The organism is Nonomuraea angiospora (assembly GCF_014873145.1).
Lineage (GTDB): Bacteria > Actinomycetota > Actinomycetes > Streptosporangiales > Streptosporangiaceae > Nonomuraea > Nonomuraea angiospora.
In genome coordinates this window covers 4,567,132-4,584,017 of the sequence record NZ_JADBEK010000001.1, presented here as the reverse complement: position 1 = coordinate 4,584,017, position 16,886 = coordinate 4,567,132, and the positions used below count along the sequence as shown (strand labels likewise).

The window sequence follows — 16,886 nt, the reverse complement described above, 5'->3', positions numbered from 1 at the left end:
CGCGTTATCGCGGCAAGATCCCTTCCGTGTTCACCACGATCTTGCCCAGGAAGTGGCCGTCCTCGCTGCGCCGGTGCGCGTCGGCGATCCGCTCCAGGGGGAACGCCTCCGCGATGGGGATCCGGACGTTCTGGGGATCCACCGGCCCTTTCGCGCCCCCGGACGAGAAGCGCACGCCGAGCCTGGCCGCGCCGGCCCGGTCGGCGATGCTGATCACGTGGGCGGGGTCGCCGGCCAGCTTCACCGACAGCTCCAGCTCGCCTCTGCCCGAGGCGTCCAGCACCCGGTCGACGGGGCCGGGAAGGCGCTCCTCCAGGCCCTCGCCGTACGTGACCGGGTGGACGCCGAGGCCGCGCAGGAAGGCGTGATGGCGCTCGCCGGCCGTGCCGACGACCCGGGCGCCCGCGGCGAGGGCGAGCTGCGCGGCGGCCAGCCCGACGCCGCCCGCGACCGCGTGGATCAGCAGCGTCTGGCCCTCCTCCAGGCCCAGCGCACCCAGCGCCCGCCCGGCCGTCTCGACGGCGACGGGCAGCGCGGCGGCCTCCTCGTACGTCAGATCGTCCGGCTTGGCCGTCAGCAGGCCCGCGTCCCCGATCGCGTGCGTGGCGGCGGCCCCTCCCTTGATCTGACCGAACACCGGATCCCCCAGCCGCCAGCCGGTCACCCCGGGGCCGATGGCGTCGATCGTCCCGGCCAGTTCGAGCCCGGTGCCCTGGGGCTCGCCGAGGGGTGCGCCCATGAGGCCGCTGCGGATCTTCCAGTCGATGGGGTTGACCCCGGCCGCCCTGACCGCGATCCGCACCTGTCCCGGGCCGGGCTGGGGGAGCGGGATCTCCTCCAGCGCCAGCACCTCCGGACCGCCGTGGGCGTGGTAGCGGGCGGCCTGGGCGGTGACCAGCAGGACCGCCTTGCCGACCAGCTCGCGGCTTTCCAGGGCGGCGTGGGCCTCGTGCGCCCGCTCCAGCGGCACGGCCAGCCCCACGACGGTCGTGAGGGTGTCGTGTTCCAGGGCCCGGCGGGCCAGCCGCCGGAACTCGTCCGGGGCGAACTGGACCTGCTCCATGCCCACCACCCGCGCGGCCCCCGGCTTGATCTGGGCGGTCGAGCCGCTCGGCACGCCGTAGGCGAAGAACGTGCCGCCGGGCTCGACCAGCTCGTACGCGGCGCCGCCGACCTCCCCGCTGACCCCGTCGAACACGACGTCGAAGGGCCCGCCGAGCTCGTCGTAGCCGACGGCCCGCGCCGCGCCCATGTCCAGGGCCGCGGCCCGCTTCGCCGCGCCGCGGGCGGCGGCCGTCACCTGGGCCCCCGCCGCGCTCGCCAGCCGCACGATCGGCAGCCCCAGCGCCCCGCCGGCCCCCGTGACCAGCACCCGCGTCCCGGGCTTCAGCTCGGCCGCCTCCACCAGGCTCAGGGCCGCGGGCCCGACCTGGATCAGCGCGGCCGCCCGCCACAGGGGCACCTCGTCGGGCACCTCGACCACCGTCTCGACGCCGGCCACGACCCGCTCGGCGTACGCGCCGCCGCCCGGCAGGAACGCGGCCACCCGCCGCCCCGCCCACGCGCCGTCCACCCCGTCGCCTGCCGACAGCACCTGCCCGGCCACGCCGGTGCCGGGCACGAACGGAGGCTCGCCGGGGAACCACTCCTGCCCCCACCCGGTCCGCAACTGCGCGTCCAGCGACATCACGTCCACCGCCGACACGCCGATGAGCACCTGCCCCGGGCCGGCCTCCGGCTCCGGCGCCTGCCGGACCTCCAGCACCTCGGGACCGCCGAACCTCGTCACCTCGATCACGTTCATGCGGCCGAGTCTGTAACCTCAAGCGAGGTTGAGGTCAAATCCGGGGCAGGTCACTCCACTGCGATCAGCCGAACAGCTTCTCCGCCTGCTGGATGACGACCAGCACGGTCAGCGTGCCGAAGAAGGCCACCGACCAGATCAGCGCGCCGAGCCGGTACGAGCGCACCTTGATGGGCTCGGGCAGCGACCGCCGGTTGAGGATGATCAGCAGGATCGAGTACACGAACATCATCACGGCCGCGAAGCACGCCGAGAACACCAGCAGGATGAGCGGCTGGTCGAAGCCCGCCAGCAGGACCGCGATCCCGATCAGCGCCATCGCCCAGACGGTGTAGAAGTAGACGCGGTTCACCGAGACGGGCTTGTCACGCAGGTAGACCGTCTTGATCGTGTCGGAGGCCAGCCGCGAGGTGTAGTCGACGATGCCCATGGCGGAGGCGAACAGCGCCAGCGCCCCGATCACCCAGAACAGCACGCCGAACCACGGCCCGACGACCTCCTGCAGCACCTGGCCCTCGACCTGCAGGAACTGGATGCTGTTGGCCAGCCCCTCGCGGCCGAACACGGTGGAGTAGGCCAGCATCGACATGAACGCGATCGTCACGAACGACACCACGGCGAACGTCCAGGCCTGCTCGATGTTCGCGAAGCGCCACCACTGCCGCCAGCGCGCCAGGTTCTCCTTGGTGGGCGCGAACTGGAAGCCGGTCGAGGCGGCCGCCTCCTCCTGGCCGGTCACCGGGCTGACCAGGCGCGGCACGTACTGGCCCATGCCGAAGCCCTTGTCGCGGATCCAGTTGCTCTGGCAGAGGTTCTGGCCGCCGCCGGCGCCGGCGTAGGCGATGGCGCCCATCAGCACCGAGAACTCCAGCGGCGGCACCGGGAACCCGGCGCCGACGGTCAGGCCCTTGCCGAGCTGGACCCAGCTCTCCGCGTTGATCGCGAACAGGACGGCGACCAGGATCAGCGTGGCCACCAGGATGATCTTCACGAAGATGACCCGTTCGAGCGCGGTGTAGATCACCGGCGCCAGCGTCAGGCCGAGCGCGATCACGAGGAGCATGCCGATGGCGATCCACCGCACGCTGCCCGCGCCCGACCCGGTCAGGTACGTCACCATCGTCGCGGACGTGGTGACCCAGCCGGGCCAGAGGTTCGAGCAGAGCGTCATCACCACGAAGACCAGGCCCCAGTGTTTCCACATGCGGCTGAAGCCGGTGAGCGCGGTCTCGCCGGTGGCCAGCGTGTAGCGCTCGATCTCCATGTTCAGGAACCACTGCGTGATGATGCCGATCGCGGCTCCCCAGACGAAGATGAGCCCGACTTGGGAGGCGATGTACGGCCAGAGAATGAATTCGCCCGACGCCAGCCCCACACCCGCGCCGACCAGCCCCGGGCCGATGATGCGCCAGGTCGATCGGGGAGGGTCGGGCAGGTCGCGGACGGTGACGGACGGTAGGACTCGCGCGGGAACGGTCGGGGTGAACTCCGCCATGCGAATCTCCTTGCTAAGCGTTGCCTAGCCGCCACATTACAGAGACCGGAAACTCTGGTGGAATAGCTGGTCAACCTGTCGTTATCACGTATTCACCGCGTTCGGTGAAACCCACGACACGCCAGCCCGACTTCATGAGCCCGCCAAGCGCCTCGCGCACGGCCAGCCGCCACGCCGCGGCCGCCGCCGGCTCCTCGCGCCGCAGCCGCTCGACGTCCGCCGGCGTCCCCACGAGCACCGTGCCGCCCCGCGCCTCCTTGGCCACGGGCCACCCGCCCTCGTCCGACAGGAGCACCTCGGCGGCGGGCGGCTCGCCGGGTTTCACCGGATCCGTCAGGCGCCACACCGCCAGCAGCCGGTCGGACGCGTCCCCCTCGTTGATCGCGTCGGCCATCTTCCCGTAGAAGTCCTCCAGGTACTCCTCCGGCATGGCGCCCAGCTTGACCAGGTTGAACCGGGCGTTCCTGCGGACGAGTGGGTCGAACGTCCAGGTGATCCGCTCCAGCCCCTGCTCCAGGCACCACTCGCGCTGGTGCGACTTGAGCGCGCGGCCGATGCCCCTGCCGATGACGGCGCCGGTCACGTGCGAGTGCAGCGTCCGATCCGCCGCCCTGAAGCCGACCGAGGCGCCCACGAGCGTGCCGCCCTCGTCGTAGGCGCCCGCCACGTAGTTGCCCGTGTGCGCGAACCCGATCATCAGCTCCATCGTCACGGGCGGGTTGTGCGGCGCCGGGTGCCAGATGTCGTCGAAGAGCCGGCAGACCGCCTCGAACTCGCCGATCTCCCGCAACTCCCTGATCTTCACACCACCGTTCATCCTTCCATTTACGCACGCCCGCGCGCGGCTCCGTCGCGCGGACGCCGGCGTGCGCCCACAGGTCGTCCACCCGCGGCCCGGCGCGCTCATCAGCGCCACCGGAGGCCTCCTTGCGCCCGCGTGCCGGGCCGCCGTCGCGCCTACGGCGTCCGCAGGGCGATGGGGCGGTAGGCGGGGGCCGGGGGTCTGGCGGTGAGCCGGCGGTAGAGGGTGGTGGGGCCCGGCCAGTTGTTCGTCACGCGGCCCTCGGCCGTCTTGTACCAGCTCCGGCACCCCCCGCCCCACACCATCCGCGCCATCGCCGCGTCGAGCTGGCCGCGCCAGGCCGCCATCACCTCGGGCCGCACCTCGATCGGCCCGTTGGCGGACAGGTACGGCAGGCAGGACATGATGTGCTCCACCTGGCACTCGATCATGAAGACGATCGAGTTGTGGCCCAGGTTGGTGTTGGGCCCGTACAGGAGAAAGAGGTTGGGGAAGTTCGGCACGGAGATGCCCAGGTACGCCTCGGGGCCGCCCTTCCACTGCTCCTCCAGCGTGCGGCCGTCGGACCCGGTGATCTCCATGGGGGCCAGGAACTCGGTGCTCCGGAAGCCGGTGGCGTAGACGATCGTGTCCACCTCGTGCGGGCCCTCGGTGGTCTCGACGCCCGTGGGCGTGACCCGTACGATCCCGTCCGTCACCACGTCGACGTTGGGCCTGGTCAGCGCGGGATAGAAGGCGCTGTCGATGACGACCCGCTTGCAGCCCGGCGGGTAGTCGGGCGTGAGCTTGGCCCGCAGGGCCGGGTCGGGCACCTGGTCGTGCAGGTGCCGCAGGGCGCGTCTCCTGAGCAGGTCCGCGCTCCAGCCCTGGGCGAGCGCGGGATAGAGGGCGGCCTCGGCGTAGCGGTAGATCCACTCGCGGTAGGCGCGCTGGAGGCCGGGGACGACCCGGAACCCGAGCCTGGCCAGCGGTCCGAAGGCGGCGTCCGGCTTGGGGATGACCCAGTTGGGGGTGCGCTGGAAGACGTACAGGCGCTCGACCCGCTCCGCGATGCGGGGGATGAACTGGGCCGCCGACGACCCGTTCCCGATCACCGCGACGCGGCGGCCGGTGAGGTCGTGGGCGTGGTCCCAGCGGGCGGAGTGGAAGGAGACGCCCTCGAAGTCTGGCATTCCGGGAATCTCGGGTAGGTGTGGGCGGTTGAGCTGGCCCGTGCCGGTGACGACCACGTCGAACGGCTCGGTGCGGTCGCCGCTCGTCACCTGCCACCTGGCGCCGTCGAATTCGGCGCGCTGAACTTCCGCACCGAACCGGATTTTTCGCCTGACGTCGTATTTATCGGCGCAATGTTCAAGATATGCAAGAATTTCGGGCTGTTCTGGGTAACGGCGGGTCCAGCTCGCGTACCTCTCGAATGAGTACGAGTAAAGATGCGAGGGGATGTCGCACCCCGCCCCGGGGTAGCTGTTGTCGCGCCAGGTGCCCCCGAGGTCGTCCGCCCTCTCGAAGACCGTGTACGAGCGGATCCCGGCTCGTTCGAGCCGGATCGCCATGCACAGTCCGCCGAACCCCGCTCCGACGATCGCGACGCTTGGTGACATGTCGCCCTCCGCAGGTCAGGATTCACTTACATTACGCCGAACGCCGTTCCACCGACACCCTCTCCCGTGCCGATAGTCTGCGCAGGTGGCTGCTGTGTCGTTGACGAACGTGATCGAGGTGCTCGAGGCGGCCTACCCGCCCGCCCGGGCCGAGTCGTGGGACGCCGTGGGGCTGGTCTGCGGGGATCCGGCCCAGGAGGTGCGCCGGGTGCTGTTCGCGGTCGACCCGGTGGCGGCCGTGGCCGAGGAGGCCCTGGAGTGGGGGGCCGACCTGATCGTCACCCACCACCCCCTCTACTTGCGCGGCACCACCAGCGTGGCCGCGACCACGCCGAAGGGCCGCCTGATCCACACCCTGATAAAGAACGACATATCCCTTTACACCGCCCACACGAACGCCGACGTGGCCAACCCCGGCGTGTCCGACGCCCTGGCCAGGGCCGTGGGCCTGGTCGGCGACCTGGTGCCGCTCCAGCCGTTCCCGGACGACCCGTGGCGGGGTCTGGGCCGCATCGGCGAACTGGCCTCGGAGATGACGCTGGGCGAGTTCGCGGCGCAGGCCGCCAAGGGGCTGCCCCGTACGTCCGGCGGCATCCGCGTGGCGGGCGACCTCACCCGGCCCGTCACCCGCGTCGCGGTCAGCGGCGGCGCCGGGGACTCCCTGCTCGACACGGCCAAGGCGGCCGGGGTCGAGGTGTTCCTGACGGCGGATCTGCGGCATCACCCGGCGAGCGAGTTCGTGGAGTCGGGCGGGCCCGCGCTCATCGACGCCGCGCACTGGGCGACCGAGTGGCCCTGGCTGGACAGCGCGGCGTCCATCCTGCACTCGAGTGGCGTTACCGTTGAAACGCGCGTCTCCGCCACGGTCACCGATGCTTGGACAAAAGGATATTGATCATGAAAGCAGCCCCTGAGGCCCAGAAGAGACTGCTCGACCTGGCAGAGCTCGACTCCGTGATTGATCGGCTGGCCCACCGCCGCCGCACCCTTCCCGAGCTGGCCGAGATCGACGAGCGGTCGAAGTTGTTCGCCAAGGTCGCCACGCAGGTGATCGAGGCCGAGACCGAGGCCGGCGACCTGGCCCGCGAGCAGGCCAAGGCGGAGAGTGACGTCGACGCCGTGCGCACGCGTGCCGACCGTGACCAGAAGCGCCTCGACTCCGGTGCCGTGACCTCGCCGCGCGACCTGTCCAGCCTGCAGTCCGAGATCGCCTCGCTGCACAAGCGCCAGGGCGACCTGGAGGAGGTCGTGCTGGAGATCATGGAGCGCAGGGAGGCCGCCGACACCAAGGTCACCGACCTGATCACGCAGCGCGACGAGCTCGCCGCCGCCCTGTCCACCGCCGAGGCCCGCCGCGACGAGGGGCTCCAGGAGATCGACAAGGAGGCCTCGGAGGTCCAGGGCCGCCGGGGCGGCGTCGCCGGCGAGATCCCCGCCGACCTGCTCGCGCTCTACGAGAAGCTCAAGGGCCAGTACGGCGTGGGCGCCGCGATGCTGCGCGGCGGCCGGTGCCAGGGGTGCAAGGTGGCCCTGTCCATCGCCGAGATGAACCGCATCAAGGCCGCCCCCCACGACGAGGTCCTCCGTTGTGAGGAGTGCCGGCGCATCCTCGTACGTACGGCAGAGTCAGGCCTGTGACCTCCTACGTCATCGAGGCGGACGGCGGCTCCCGCGGCAACCCGGGGCCCGCCGGCTACGGCGCGGTGGTCATGGACGCCTCCGACGGCCAGGTGCTGGCGGAGGCGGCCGAGGCCATCGGCGTCACGACCAACAACGTCGCCGAATACCGCGGCCTGATCGCCGGCCTGCAGGCCGTGCTGCGGCTGGGCGGCGAGGGCGCGCCGGTGGCCGTCCGGATGGACTCGAAGCTCGTCATCGAGCAGATGGCGGGCCGCTGGAAGATCAAGAACGAGGGGCTGCGGCCGCTCGCGCTGGAGGCCGGGGCCCTGGTCAGGCGGCTGCGGGTGACGGAGTGGACCTGGATCCCCCGCGAGCGCAACAAGCACGCCGACCGCCTGGCCAACGAGGCCATGGACGCGGCCGCCCAGGGCCTGACCTGGAAGGCCGGCGGCACCACCCAGCCGGAGCTGCAGGAAGAGCCGCCGGCAGCAGGGGGACAGCCGCCGGTCGTGGCCGGGCAGCCGCCGGCCGCGGGGGGACAGCCCCCCTCGGCCCGCACCAAGGCACCCACCGCGCCGTCACCCTCCGCGTCCTCACCCTCCGCGTCCTCACCCACCGCGTCCTCACCCACCGCGCCCTCACCCTCCGCGCCGCCTTCCGTCGCCCACCAGACCGACCTCCTCGACATAGGCGCCATCTCCGAAATATCCGCCCCGACCGCCTCCACCGCCGCGGCCCAGCAACGCGCGGCCAAGGCGCCCGCCAAGGGCACCGGCTGGGCCCCGCCCACCCGCGTGGCCACGTCCCTGCTCCTGCTCAGGCACGGCGAGACCGCGCTGTCCGTGGAGCGCAGGTTCTCGGGCAGGGGCGACGCCGAGCTCACGCCCAACGGCCTGGCCCAGGCCGCGGCGGCCGCCGAACGGCTGTCGCGGGAGCCGTACCGGCTGGATGTGATCGTCAGCTCGCCGCTCAAGCGCGCCAGGCAGACCGCGGAGGCGGTCGCCCGGCGGACCGGGCTCGACGTCGAGGTGGAGGAGGACCTCAGGGAGCTCGACTTCGGCGACTGGGAGGGGCACACGTTCACGGAGGTCCAGCGCCGCTGGCCCGCCGAGCTCTCCGCCTGGTTCGCCGACCCGGAGACCGCGCCGCCGGGCGGCGAGAGCTTCGCCACAGTCGCCCGCCGCGTCCAGGCGGCGGGGGAGCGGCTGGTGGAGCGCTACGAGGGTAAGACCGTCCTCGCGGTCTCCCACGTGACACCCATCAAGATGCTGCTGCGGCTGGCTCTGACGGCCCCTCTGGAGTCCCTCTACCGCATGCACCTCGACGTGGCCTGCCTGTCGCTGATCGAGTACTACGCGGACGGCCCCGCCGTGGTGAAGTCGTTCAACGACACCTCACACCTGCGCCGATGACCGGGAACGCCGCGGAGCTTGGTAAAGTGCTGCAGACGAGTCGGCCGGGCGACCGCGTCGGGCCATCAGGCCCGCCGAGGAAGGTCCGGGCTCCACAGGGCAGGGTGGTCGGTAACACCGACCCGGGGTGACCCGCGGGACAGTGCCACAGAAAGCAGACCGCCTCCCGGTTGACGGGAGGTAAGGGTGAAAGGGTGGTGTAAGAGACCACCAGCGCCCACGGTGACGTGGGCGGCTAGGTAAACCCCACCCGGAGCAAGGTCAAGAAGGGACGCTCTCCGGAGCGTCCCGCGCGCGACGTTCGAGGGCTGCCCGCCCGAGCCGCGCGGGTAGACCGCTCGAGGCCGCCGGCAACGGCGGCCCTAGATGGATGGTCGCCCCTTCTCACGAAGGACAGAACCCGGCCTACAGGCCGACTCGTCACCTCCATCGCCGGGCACGGCACGCATGGGTGCGGGCGAAAAATGCGTGGCGGAGCCCGCGTGTCCGACGTTATTTTCTCCGTGGGCGCGGTGGGCGTGCCCTTTCTGCGGCTTTGAATCAGCAGATCGGAGGTGCGGAGCGGAATGGCTTGTGGCCTCCACGCGCTCTGCTTCGACGCACACGACCCGCTCCGTCTCGCGCGCTTCTGGGCAGGCGTCCTGGACTGGGAGCTGGTCGAAGACCCCCGCGACGGCGTCGCGCTCCTGCCGAGCGATGACACCGGGTTCCGGATTCGATTCCTGCCGTCCCAGGCGCAGAAGATCGGCCAGAACCAGATGCACTTCGACCTGACGAGCACGTCCCTCGAGGACCAGCAGGAGACGGTGGCGAGGGCGCTCAAGCTCGGCGGTCGGCACATCGACGTCGGTCAAGGTCCGGAGGATGAGCATGTCGTGCTCGCCGACCCCGAAGGCAACGAGTTCTGCGTGATCGAGCCGGGCAACAACTTCCTGGCCGAATGCGGATTCGTCGGGGCGCTCGCGTCCGACGGCTCGCAGGAGGTCGGCTACTTCTGGAGCGCGGCGCTGGGCTGGCCGCTGGTCTGGGATCAGGACCAGGAGACCGCGATCCGCTCGCCGCACGGCGGCCCCAAGATCACCTGGGGCGGCCCGCCGCTGGAGCCGAAGACCGGCAAATACCGGCTGCATTTCGACCTCGCTCCACCCGCCGACGGCGATCAGCAGGCGGAGGTCGAGCGTCTCATCGCCCTCGGGGCGACGCGCGTCGACATCGGTCAGGGCGAGGTCGACTGGGTGGTCATGGCCGATCCCGACGGCCATGAGTTCTGTGTTCTGACCCCGCGATAACGGCGCCGTTCGCGCCTCCTCACGGCCGCTTGTCCGTGACGCCGGGTGTGGCGCACGTCACACCCGGCGCATGTCACGTATCGGCGAGCAGCTTGCATCACGTGGTCGTCAGTGCGAGGAGAAAGGCGCAAAGATGACCAATAGCCGTGAAACAGGCACGCATCGGGTTCTGATTCTGGGGGCGGGGTACGCGGGCATGGCCGCGGCGATCCAGCTCGCGGCTCGGGGCAAGCGGCGCGAGGACGTGCGGGTGACCCTGGTGAACGCGCAGGAGCGGTTCACCGAGCGGCTGCGGCTGCACATGTCGGCGACCGGGCAGCCGGTCGCCGAGCTGAGCATCCCGGAGCTGCTGGAGGGCACGGGCGCGCGGTTCGTGCGGGGCTGGGTGACGGCGGTGGACGCGGACGCGAAGCTCGTACGGATCGACGACGACCGGGTGCTGCACTACGACACGCTGGTGTACGGGCTGGGCAGCGTGGCGGACACGGCGGCGGTGCCGGGCGTGGAGGATCACGCGTACACGCTGAACAGCGTGCAGGACGCCGAGCTGCTGGCCGATCGGCTGGCCCGGCTGGGCCGCGGCACGGTCGTGGTCGGCGGCAGCGGGCTGACCGGCGTCGAGTCGGCCGCGGAGATCGCCGAGCGGTACCCGGAGCTGGACGTCGTGCTGGTGGGCCGGCAGGAGCCCGGCGCGGCCATGAGCCCGAGGCCGAGGGCGTACCTGCGGGCCGCGCTCGCGCGCCTGGGCGTCCGGGTGCTCAGCGGGGTCGAGGTGGTGAAGGTGCTGCCGGACGCGGTGGAGCTGGCGGGCGGCGAGCTCGTCGCCGCCGACGCCGTGCTGTGGACGAGCGGTACGCGGGTGTCGCCGCTGGCGGCCGCGGCCGGTCTGACCGTCGACGAGCGCGGCCGGGTCGTCACCGATGCCACGCTGCGGTCGGTGTCGCACCCGGACGTGTACGCCGTCGGCGACGCGGCCGCGATCCGGCAGGGCTACGGCGTCATGCACGGCACCTGCCAGGGCGGCATGCCGACCGGCGTGCACGCCGCGGTGTCGATCGTCCGCACGCTGGACGGCAGGCGGCCCAAGGCGTTCCGGTTCGGCTACTACCACACGCCGGTGAGCCTGGGGCGGCACGACGCGGTCGTCCAGTTCACCCACCCCGACGACAGCCCCCGACGGGTCTATCTCACCGGCCGGATGGCGGCACGGTATAAGGAGACGGTGACCGCCTCCCCTTGGCCGACCTATGGCCGGATGAAGAAGCTGCCGGCCTCGGGCGCGTTCTGGCCCCGCGGCGGCCGCTTCACGCGGATCCGGGGTGCGCGGTGACGCAGCCGTACTCCGATCGCGACCAGCAGGTCTTCAACCAGCATCGCAACCTGCTGTTCTCCGTGGCCTACCGCATCCTCGGCACCGTGGCGGACGCCGAGGACGCGGTCCAGGAGGCCTGGATCAAATGGTCGGCCGCCGACCGTTCGCAGGTGGCCGACCCCAAGGCCTATCTGGCGCGGATCGCGTCGAATCTGGCGCTGCAGCGGCTGCGCTCCACGCAGCACCAGCGCGAGACCTATGTCGGGCCGTGGCTTCCTGAGCCCATCCTGACCAGCGGCGACACCGCCGACGACGTCACGAACGCCGAGTCCGTGTCGACGGCGATGCTGGTGGTCCTGGAGACCCTGAGCCCGCTCGAGCGCGCGGTCTTCGTGCTGAAGGAGGTCTTCGGCTTCAGCCACGCCGAGATCGCGGAGGCGGTGGAGCGCTCCGAGACCGCGGTGCGCCAGGCCGCGCATCGCGCTCGCGAGCACGTACGGGCCCGGCGGCCCCGGTTCACCGCGGACCCGTCGCGGCAGCGCGTCGTCACCGAGCGCTTCCTCGCCGCCGCGACCGGCGGCGACCTCAACACCCTCATGGAGCTGCTGTCCCCGGACGTCACCCTGTGGACCGACGGCGGCGGCAAGGTCCGGCAGGCGCTGCGGCCGGTGGTGGGCGCGCAGACGGTGGCCGCCTGGTTCGCCGCCGTCGGCGAGGTCACCTACCAGGGTGTCGAGCCCGCCGACATGAACGCCGCGCTGGTCGAGATCAACGGCGGCCCGGGCTTGGTGTTCAGCGGCCCGGACCGGGTGATCGCCACCGTCACGTTCGATTTCGACGCCGAGGGGCGCATCACCACCATCCACAACATCGCCAACCCGGACAAACTCCAGGCCATCGCGGACGGCACCACGCGCGACGTCCGTACCCCCTGAGACCTCGCGCGCGCGGGACTAACGGCTGAGGAGCTCGCTGAAGATCTCCACCAGCTCGGGCCGGTCGAAGGGGCCGACGTGGGGTGCCGCGACGCTTCGCACGTCGGTCGGGTTGTCCGGCGTGAGGCGGTCGGCCTCCTGGATGAACCGGTCCTGCAGCGCCGGGGGGATCAGCCGGTCCTGGGTGAAACGTACGTAGGTGCGGGGAATGCGGCCCCACGTGTGCGCCTCGCCCCGGGCGTCGGCCATGGGGATGCCGGCGGTCTCGTCGGGTTCGAGCAGGTTGAGCAGCCGGCTCACCCCCTCGTCGGTGAAGTCGCCGGCAAGGGCCTCCTTGACGCCGCGGAACACCGCCGGGTCGGCCGAGCGCCAGTTGAGCCGGGTCACCCCGAGGACCGCGGGGTCGGCGACCAGCGCCTGGGTCACTTCGGAGAGCAGGCTCTCGCTGTTCTCGGGCGTGGAGAGGTAGGCGGTCAGGTTCGGCAGGTCCACGCAGCAGTACGCGGCGACGTAGACGACCCGGTCGAGCAGCTCGGGGATGGCGTTGCCGACCCTGCTCACCGTGACGCCGCCCTGGCTGGCGCCGGCCAGGATCACGGGCCCGAGGCGGCGGGCGCGGCGGACCACGTCCACGACGCGTTCGACGTAGTCGTCGACGGTGATCTTGGCGAGCGGTGACGGCTCGGTGGCCAGCGCCTGGAGGTCCTGCGGGGCCTGGTACGCGCGGGGGTAGAACGCCTCGTCGCCGTGTCCCGGGAGGTCGACCATCAGGGCGCGGTGCCCGCGCAGGGTGAGCTCGCGGATCAGCCCCGTGCCCAGGGCCGAGGAGGAGTTGGTCCCGTGGACGAACACCAGGGTCGGCGCCCGGTCTGCTTCATGGTTGGTCATGGTCGTTCTCTTTCTTGTTCGTTGTCGTCGGGTTTGTGCGGGCGGTCAGGGGCGCGGTCGTCGGGTTTGTGCGGGGGTCAGGGGCGCGGCCGGCGCCACATCGGCCACAGGAGCGGGCTGTCCGCCACGCGTACCGGTTCGCCGAGATCCTCGAACCCGTGCCGCAGGTAGAGGTCGCGGCTGCGGGGCGAACTCGCCTCCAGGTACGCGGCGAGCCCGTCGGCGTCCGCCCGTTCCAGCCGGTGCCGCAGCATCGCCGTACCGAGTCCGGCGCCCTGCCGCCCGCCGGCCACCCCCATGCACGCGAGGTAGAGGTGCGGTTCGTGGTCGGGGTGCCGTCGGGCCAGCGCCTCGCCCACGGCCCGCAGCCGTGCTCCGTTCTCGCCGAAGACCGCTTCCTGGTCCGCTTCGGGCGCGTCGTCCGTCGGCGTCCGGTCCGCGGCCGGCGCCAGCCACAGCGAGGCGCCTGCGCGCCCGCCGATCAGGTACGCCTCGGCGGTGGGATGGGCGAGCAGGTGGCGGTAGAAGTGCGACTGGAGCCGGCCGCGTTCGCTCGCCTCGGGGAAGAGCCAGCAGGCGAGCGGATCGTTCATGAACGCCTCGGTGAGGACGTCCAACACCGCCTGCTCGTCCGCTCCGTCCGCCTGCCGCACGGATGCGTACGGCGTATCAACTGTCATGCGTACAGAGTATTGAGATGGCCGTCTTTATGGCGCTTTTGCGGCAAATAAGTGAACTAGTACTGTATGGAGTGAACTAGTACAGTTGCCGATGGATCGGAGGCCCCATGGAGCGAACGGCTCCGCCCTATCAGCGGATCGTCGCGGAGATCCGCGCCCGGATCCTGAGCGGCGCCCTGCGGCCCGGCGATCGCATGCCGTCCATCCGGCAGATCGCCCAGCGATGGGGCGTCGCGCTCGCCACCGCGACCAAGGTGATGGCGGCGCTGCGCGACGAAGGGCTGGTCGAGACCAAGGTCGGCTCCGGCGCGGTGGTCAGCTCGGGCACGACCCGCGATCAGCCGGCCGTGCCGCCGAGGCCGCGGCAGGCAGGCGTCCCCAAGCAGGCGCTCAACCGCGAGCACCTGCTCCGCACCGCCATCAAGATCGCCGACGTCGAGGGGCTCGACGCCGTGTCCATGCGGCGGCTCGCGGCCGAGCTCGGCGCGGGTCCGATGTCGCTGTACCGGCACGTGGAGAACAAGGACGAGCTGGTGACGCACATGGTCGACGAAGTCTTCGGCGAACCGGAGCTCCCCGTGCCCGGGCCGGACGGCTGGCGGGCCAAACTCGAGCTGATCTCCCGCCGGCAATGGCAGCTCGTACGGCGACACCTCTGGCTGCCCAGGGCCGTCTCGTTCACGCGCCCGCTGCTCGTGCCCAACATGATGGCCCACACCGAATGGACCCTGCGTGCGCTCGACGGGCTCGGCCTGCCCATGGAGACGTCCATCCGGGAGGCGCTCGCGCTGCACGGACTGGTCATCACCGTCGCCCTGTCGATGGCGGACGAGGTCGAGGCGGAGCAGGAGACCGGTGTGCCCCTCGACCGGTGGTGGCTCGCGCAACGCAACCGCGCCGACGAACTCCTCAACAGCGGACGATTTCCGCTGTTGGCCACGATTGCGGAGGAGACGGTGTCGGACCTGGACGGATTGTTCGAGTACAGCCTCGCGCGCCATCTCGACGGCTTCGCCGCCCTGGTCGAGGGCCGGGCCAGGCCATGAGCTCTCCGGGTGCGGGCGCCGTCCTCGTCGTGCTTTCGGCGTTCCGCGGTGCCATGCCGGCCGGGGTCGGGCCGCGGCCCTCGCCGGGTGAGGTCCGCTATTGCCATGCCGCTGGAGGGCTCGGGTCGAGGCCGGTCAGGGCGGAGCCGGCGGTCCACACGCGGGCCGCGAGTTCGGCGTCGGCCAGGTGGCCGCGTACGGGTTCGAGGGCGGGCAGGCCGCGGATCCCGAAGACCCGGGGTCCCCATAGCTGGCCGCCGCGTACGGACGGGTCGAGGACGGCCCGGACGGCGGGCCAGGCGGCGGCCTCCTTGCCCTGGAGAAGGAGGCCGGCGGGCAGGCCGCGCAGCCGTTCGCCGGTGGTGGGCAGGTGGAGCGGCGGGCGGGCCGGTGTGAGGGAGTCGAGCGCGCCGCCGGGATGGGTGACCACGCTCAGCGTCGTGCTGCCGGCGGCACGCAGGCGGCGGTCGAGCTCGAAGCCGAAGAGCATCTGCGCGAGCTTGGACCGCGCGTAGGTGCGTTTGGGCCGGTAGTCGCGCGTGCTCTGGAGATCGTCGAGGTCCAGGCTCTCGGACTTGGCGGTGAAGCTGCCGGTGGTGACGACGCGGCTCGCGGGCGTGGCCATGAGCAGGGGCATGAGCCAGTGGATCAGCGCGAAGTGCCCCAGATGGTTGGTGGCGAACATCAACTCGTTGCCGTCTCCGGTGACCTGCCGCTGCGGCTGGTCGAGCAGCAGTCCGGCGTTGCAGACCACCGCGTCCAGCCTCTCCAGCCGCAGGGCGTCCGCCGAGGCTTTGAGCGAGGAGAGATCGGCGAGGTCCAGGCGGATGTGCCGTACGTGCGCGCCGGGGACGCGGGCGCGGATCGAGGCCCTCGCGGCTTCGGCCTTGGCGGTGTCACGGCTGCCGAGGATGACGGTGGCGCCGGTGCCGGCGAGTTGTTCGGCGACGAAGTACCCGATGCCGGCGTTGCCGCCGGTGACGAGGAAGTGCTTGCCGTCGGCGGGCGGCAGGCGTCGTACATCCCAGGGGGACATGGCGGGCTCCTTGTCTCTATTGAAACCTGAACTGACTCTGAAACTATAGTCATTCTGAATTCATAGGCGATCCAGGTTTCGCTACGATGGGGCCATGGAGATGGGGCGCCGGGAGCGCAAGAAGGTGCAGACCCGCCGGGCGTTGTCGGCCGCCGCGTTGCGGCTGTTCTCCGAGCACGGGTACGACGGCGTCACCGTCGCCCAGATCGCCGACGAGGCGGACGTCTCCATCGCCACGTTGTTCGCGCACGTGCCGGACGGCAAGGAAGCGCTGATCTTCGACGACGGGGCGGAACGACACGTCTGGCTGGCCGCCGCGGTCCGCGACCGGCCCGCAGGTCAGTCCGTACTGGAAGCCCTGCGCCGCTGCCTGGCGGGCCGCGGGCCCTTCACCGCCGATCTGCCGCCCGACCTGCGGGCCAAGCGCGACCTGATCGTCAGCACGCCCGCCCTGCGGGAGTACTCACGCAGGCTCTGGATAGCCGGCGAGGGCCCCCTGGCCGAGGCGATCGCCGCCGAGAGCGGCCGCGACCCCTCCGACATGACCGTCCGCGCGCTCGCCCGCTATGTCCTGGAGATTCCGGAGCTAGCGGGCGTGGAGCCCGACCCCCTGGCGGCGATGAACGCCATCTTCGACCTGCTCGAATCCGGCTGGCCGGAGTCGCACGAGGACACCTGACCGGGCTCACCCGACCCTGAACGAACTCCGGCGGCGACGCCACTCCCAACGGGACTCCACGGGCAACGGCTGCGCCTCTGGCAACCGCCGATGCCACTGGCAACGGCACGCTTCCCGTAACGCCACTCGCAACCGCGACGCCACTCCTGGCGGCGGCGCCACGGGCCACGGCCAACGGCGACGCCACTGCTGCGGCGACGACACCTTCGGCGGCGTGGCTGCAGCGCGGCGCACCTGCCCTATCGCGGCCCAGGAGATGCCCAGGGGGTTCGGCCCGGCCAAGTCCG

Annotated in this window: 15 protein-coding genes and 1 other RNA gene; 9 read left to right on the top strand and 7 right to left on the bottom strand. The window is 71.4% G+C overall.

All coding sequences use genetic code 11. The annotated features are described in order from the left end of the window. Positions 1–4: 4 nt before the first annotated feature. From H4W80_RS20700 to H4W80_RS20685, 4 genes are all read right to left on the bottom strand, one after another. Positions 5–1,804: an alcohol dehydrogenase catalytic domain-containing protein gene (locus H4W80_RS20700; protein ID WP_192786596.1), complete on the bottom strand. Its 1,800-nt coding sequence runs from the start codon at positions 1,802–1,804 to the stop codon at positions 5–7. 64 nt (positions 1,805–1,868) lie between these two features. Beyond that, positions 1,869–3,299, bottom strand: a complete 1,431-nt coding sequence (locus H4W80_RS20695) for an Nramp family divalent metal transporter (RefSeq protein ID WP_192786595.1) — start codon at positions 3,297–3,299, stop codon at positions 1,869–1,871. A gap of 70 nt (positions 3,300–3,369) precedes the next feature. Beyond that, a complete protein-coding gene (locus H4W80_RS20690) occupies positions 3,370–4,116 on the bottom strand; it encodes a GNAT family N-acetyltransferase (protein ID WP_192786594.1) in 747 nt (248 codons plus the stop codon). A gap of 140 nt (positions 4,117–4,256) precedes the next feature. Then, positions 4,257–5,702, bottom strand: coding sequence for a flavin-containing monooxygenase (locus H4W80_RS20685; RefSeq protein WP_192786593.1), 1,446 nt, complete (start codon positions 5,700–5,702; stop codon positions 4,257–4,259). A 94-nt stretch (positions 5,703–5,796) separates the two neighbouring features. On the opposite strand from H4W80_RS20685, the gene H4W80_RS20680 reads away from it, so the two are divergent. From H4W80_RS20680 to H4W80_RS20650, 7 genes are all read left to right on the top strand, one after another. Next, positions 5,797–6,597 carry a Nif3-like dinuclear metal center hexameric protein gene (locus H4W80_RS20680; protein WP_192786592.1) on the top strand — a complete coding sequence of 267 codons (801 nt, stop codon included), beginning with the start codon at positions 5,797–5,799 and terminating at the stop codon, positions 6,595–6,597. A 2-nt stretch (positions 6,598–6,599) separates the two neighbouring features. Then, positions 6,600–7,340, top strand: a complete 741-nt coding sequence (locus H4W80_RS20675) for a zinc ribbon domain-containing protein (RefSeq protein ID WP_192786591.1) — start codon at positions 6,600–6,602, stop codon at positions 7,338–7,340. Continuing rightward, complete coding sequence (locus H4W80_RS20670; RefSeq protein WP_192786590.1) at positions 7,337–8,734, top strand: bifunctional RNase H/acid phosphatase; 1,398 nt, start codon at positions 7,337–7,339, stop codon at positions 8,732–8,734. The genes H4W80_RS20675 and H4W80_RS20670 overlap by 4 nt, the downstream gene beginning before the upstream one ends. A 36-nt stretch (positions 8,735–8,770) precedes the next feature. Continuing rightward, positions 8,771–9,158: RNase P RNA component class A (gene rnpB / locus H4W80_RS20665), an RNA gene on the top strand. Positions 9,159–9,300: 142 nt separating this feature from the next. Then, on the top strand, positions 9,301–10,023 hold the full coding sequence (locus tag H4W80_RS20660; RefSeq protein ID WP_192786589.1) for a VOC family protein: 723 nt from the start codon (positions 9,301–9,303) through the stop codon (positions 10,021–10,023). A gap of 133 nt (positions 10,024–10,156) precedes the next feature. Continuing rightward, entirely contained in the window at positions 10,157–11,353 is a 1,197-nt protein-coding gene (locus H4W80_RS20655) for an NAD(P)/FAD-dependent oxidoreductase (RefSeq protein ID WP_192786588.1), read from the top strand. After that, a complete protein-coding gene (locus tag H4W80_RS20650; RefSeq protein ID WP_192786587.1) occupies positions 11,350–12,270 on the top strand; it encodes an RNA polymerase sigma-70 factor in 921 nt (306 codons plus the stop codon). Before H4W80_RS20655 ends, H4W80_RS20650 begins: the two co-directional genes overlap by 4 nt. 18 nt (positions 12,271–12,288) lie before the next feature. Here the strand turns inward: H4W80_RS20650 and H4W80_RS20645 are convergent, their stop codons facing one another. Then, the gene (locus tag H4W80_RS20645) at positions 12,289–13,158 is read right to left on the bottom strand and encodes an alpha/beta fold hydrolase (RefSeq protein ID WP_192786586.1); all 870 of its coding nucleotides are present in this window, start codon (positions 13,156–13,158) and stop codon (positions 12,289–12,291) included. A 77-nt stretch (positions 13,159–13,235) separates the two neighbouring features. Next, a complete protein-coding gene (locus H4W80_RS20640) occupies positions 13,236–13,838 on the bottom strand; it encodes a GNAT family N-acetyltransferase (RefSeq protein ID WP_192786585.1) in 603 nt (200 codons plus the stop codon). Between the two features lie 107 nt (positions 13,839–13,945). Between H4W80_RS20640 and H4W80_RS20635 the strand changes: the two genes are divergently transcribed. After that, entirely contained in the window at positions 13,946–14,884 is a 939-nt protein-coding gene (locus tag H4W80_RS20635) for a TetR/AcrR family transcriptional regulator C-terminal domain-containing protein (RefSeq protein ID WP_192786584.1), read from the top strand. A gap of 97 nt (positions 14,885–14,981) precedes the next feature. Here the strand turns inward: H4W80_RS20635 and H4W80_RS20630 are convergent, their stop codons facing one another. Next, the gene (locus H4W80_RS20630; protein ID WP_192786583.1) at positions 14,982–15,920 is read right to left on the bottom strand and encodes an SDR family NAD(P)-dependent oxidoreductase; all 939 of its coding nucleotides are present in this window, start codon (positions 15,918–15,920) and stop codon (positions 14,982–14,984) included. 94 nt (positions 15,921–16,014) lie between these two features. On the opposite strand from H4W80_RS20630, the gene H4W80_RS20625 reads away from it, so the two are divergent. Then, complete coding sequence (locus H4W80_RS20625) at positions 16,015–16,599, top strand: TetR/AcrR family transcriptional regulator (RefSeq protein ID WP_192786582.1); 585 nt, start codon at positions 16,015–16,017, stop codon at positions 16,597–16,599. Positions 16,600–16,886 lie beyond the last annotated feature (287 nt).

Bases quoted from the DNA above. Each gene is read 5' to 3' on its own strand.
- H4W80_RS20700 (WP_192786596.1), bottom strand. From the start codon at position 1,804: ATGAACGTGATCGAGGTGACGAGGTTCGGCGGTCCCGAGGTGCTGGAG.
- H4W80_RS20695 (WP_192786595.1), bottom strand. From the start codon at position 3,299: ATGGCGGAGTTCACCCCGACCGTTCCCGCGCGAGTCCTACCGTCCGTC.
- H4W80_RS20690 (WP_192786594.1), bottom strand. From the start codon at position 4,116: ATGAACGGTGGTGTGAAGATCAGGGAGTTGCGGGAGATCGGCGAGTTC.
- H4W80_RS20685 (WP_192786593.1), bottom strand. From the start codon at position 5,702: ATGTCACCAAGCGTCGCGATCGTCGGAGCGGGGTTCGGCGGACTGTGC.
- H4W80_RS20675 (WP_192786591.1), top strand. From the start codon at position 6,600: ATGAAAGCAGCCCCTGAGGCCCAGAAGAGACTGCTCGACCTGGCAGAG.
- H4W80_RS20660 (WP_192786589.1), top strand. From the start codon at position 9,301: ATGGCTTGTGGCCTCCACGCGCTCTGCTTCGACGCACACGACCCGCTC.
- H4W80_RS20655 (WP_192786588.1), top strand. From the start codon at position 10,157: ATGACCAATAGCCGTGAAACAGGCACGCATCGGGTTCTGATTCTGGGG.
- H4W80_RS20645 (WP_192786586.1), bottom strand. From the start codon at position 13,158: ATGACCAACCATGAAGCAGACCGGGCGCCGACCCTGGTGTTCGTCCAC.
- H4W80_RS20640 (WP_192786585.1), bottom strand. From the start codon at position 13,838: ATGACAGTTGATACGCCGTACGCATCCGTGCGGCAGGCGGACGGAGCG.
- H4W80_RS20635 (WP_192786584.1), top strand. From the start codon at position 13,946: ATGGAGCGAACGGCTCCGCCCTATCAGCGGATCGTCGCGGAGATCCGC.
- H4W80_RS20630 (WP_192786583.1), bottom strand. From the start codon at position 15,920: ATGTCCCCCTGGGATGTACGACGCCTGCCGCCCGCCGACGGCAAGCAC.
- H4W80_RS20625 (WP_192786582.1), top strand. From the start codon at position 16,015: ATGGAGATGGGGCGCCGGGAGCGCAAGAAGGTGCAGACCCGCCGGGCG.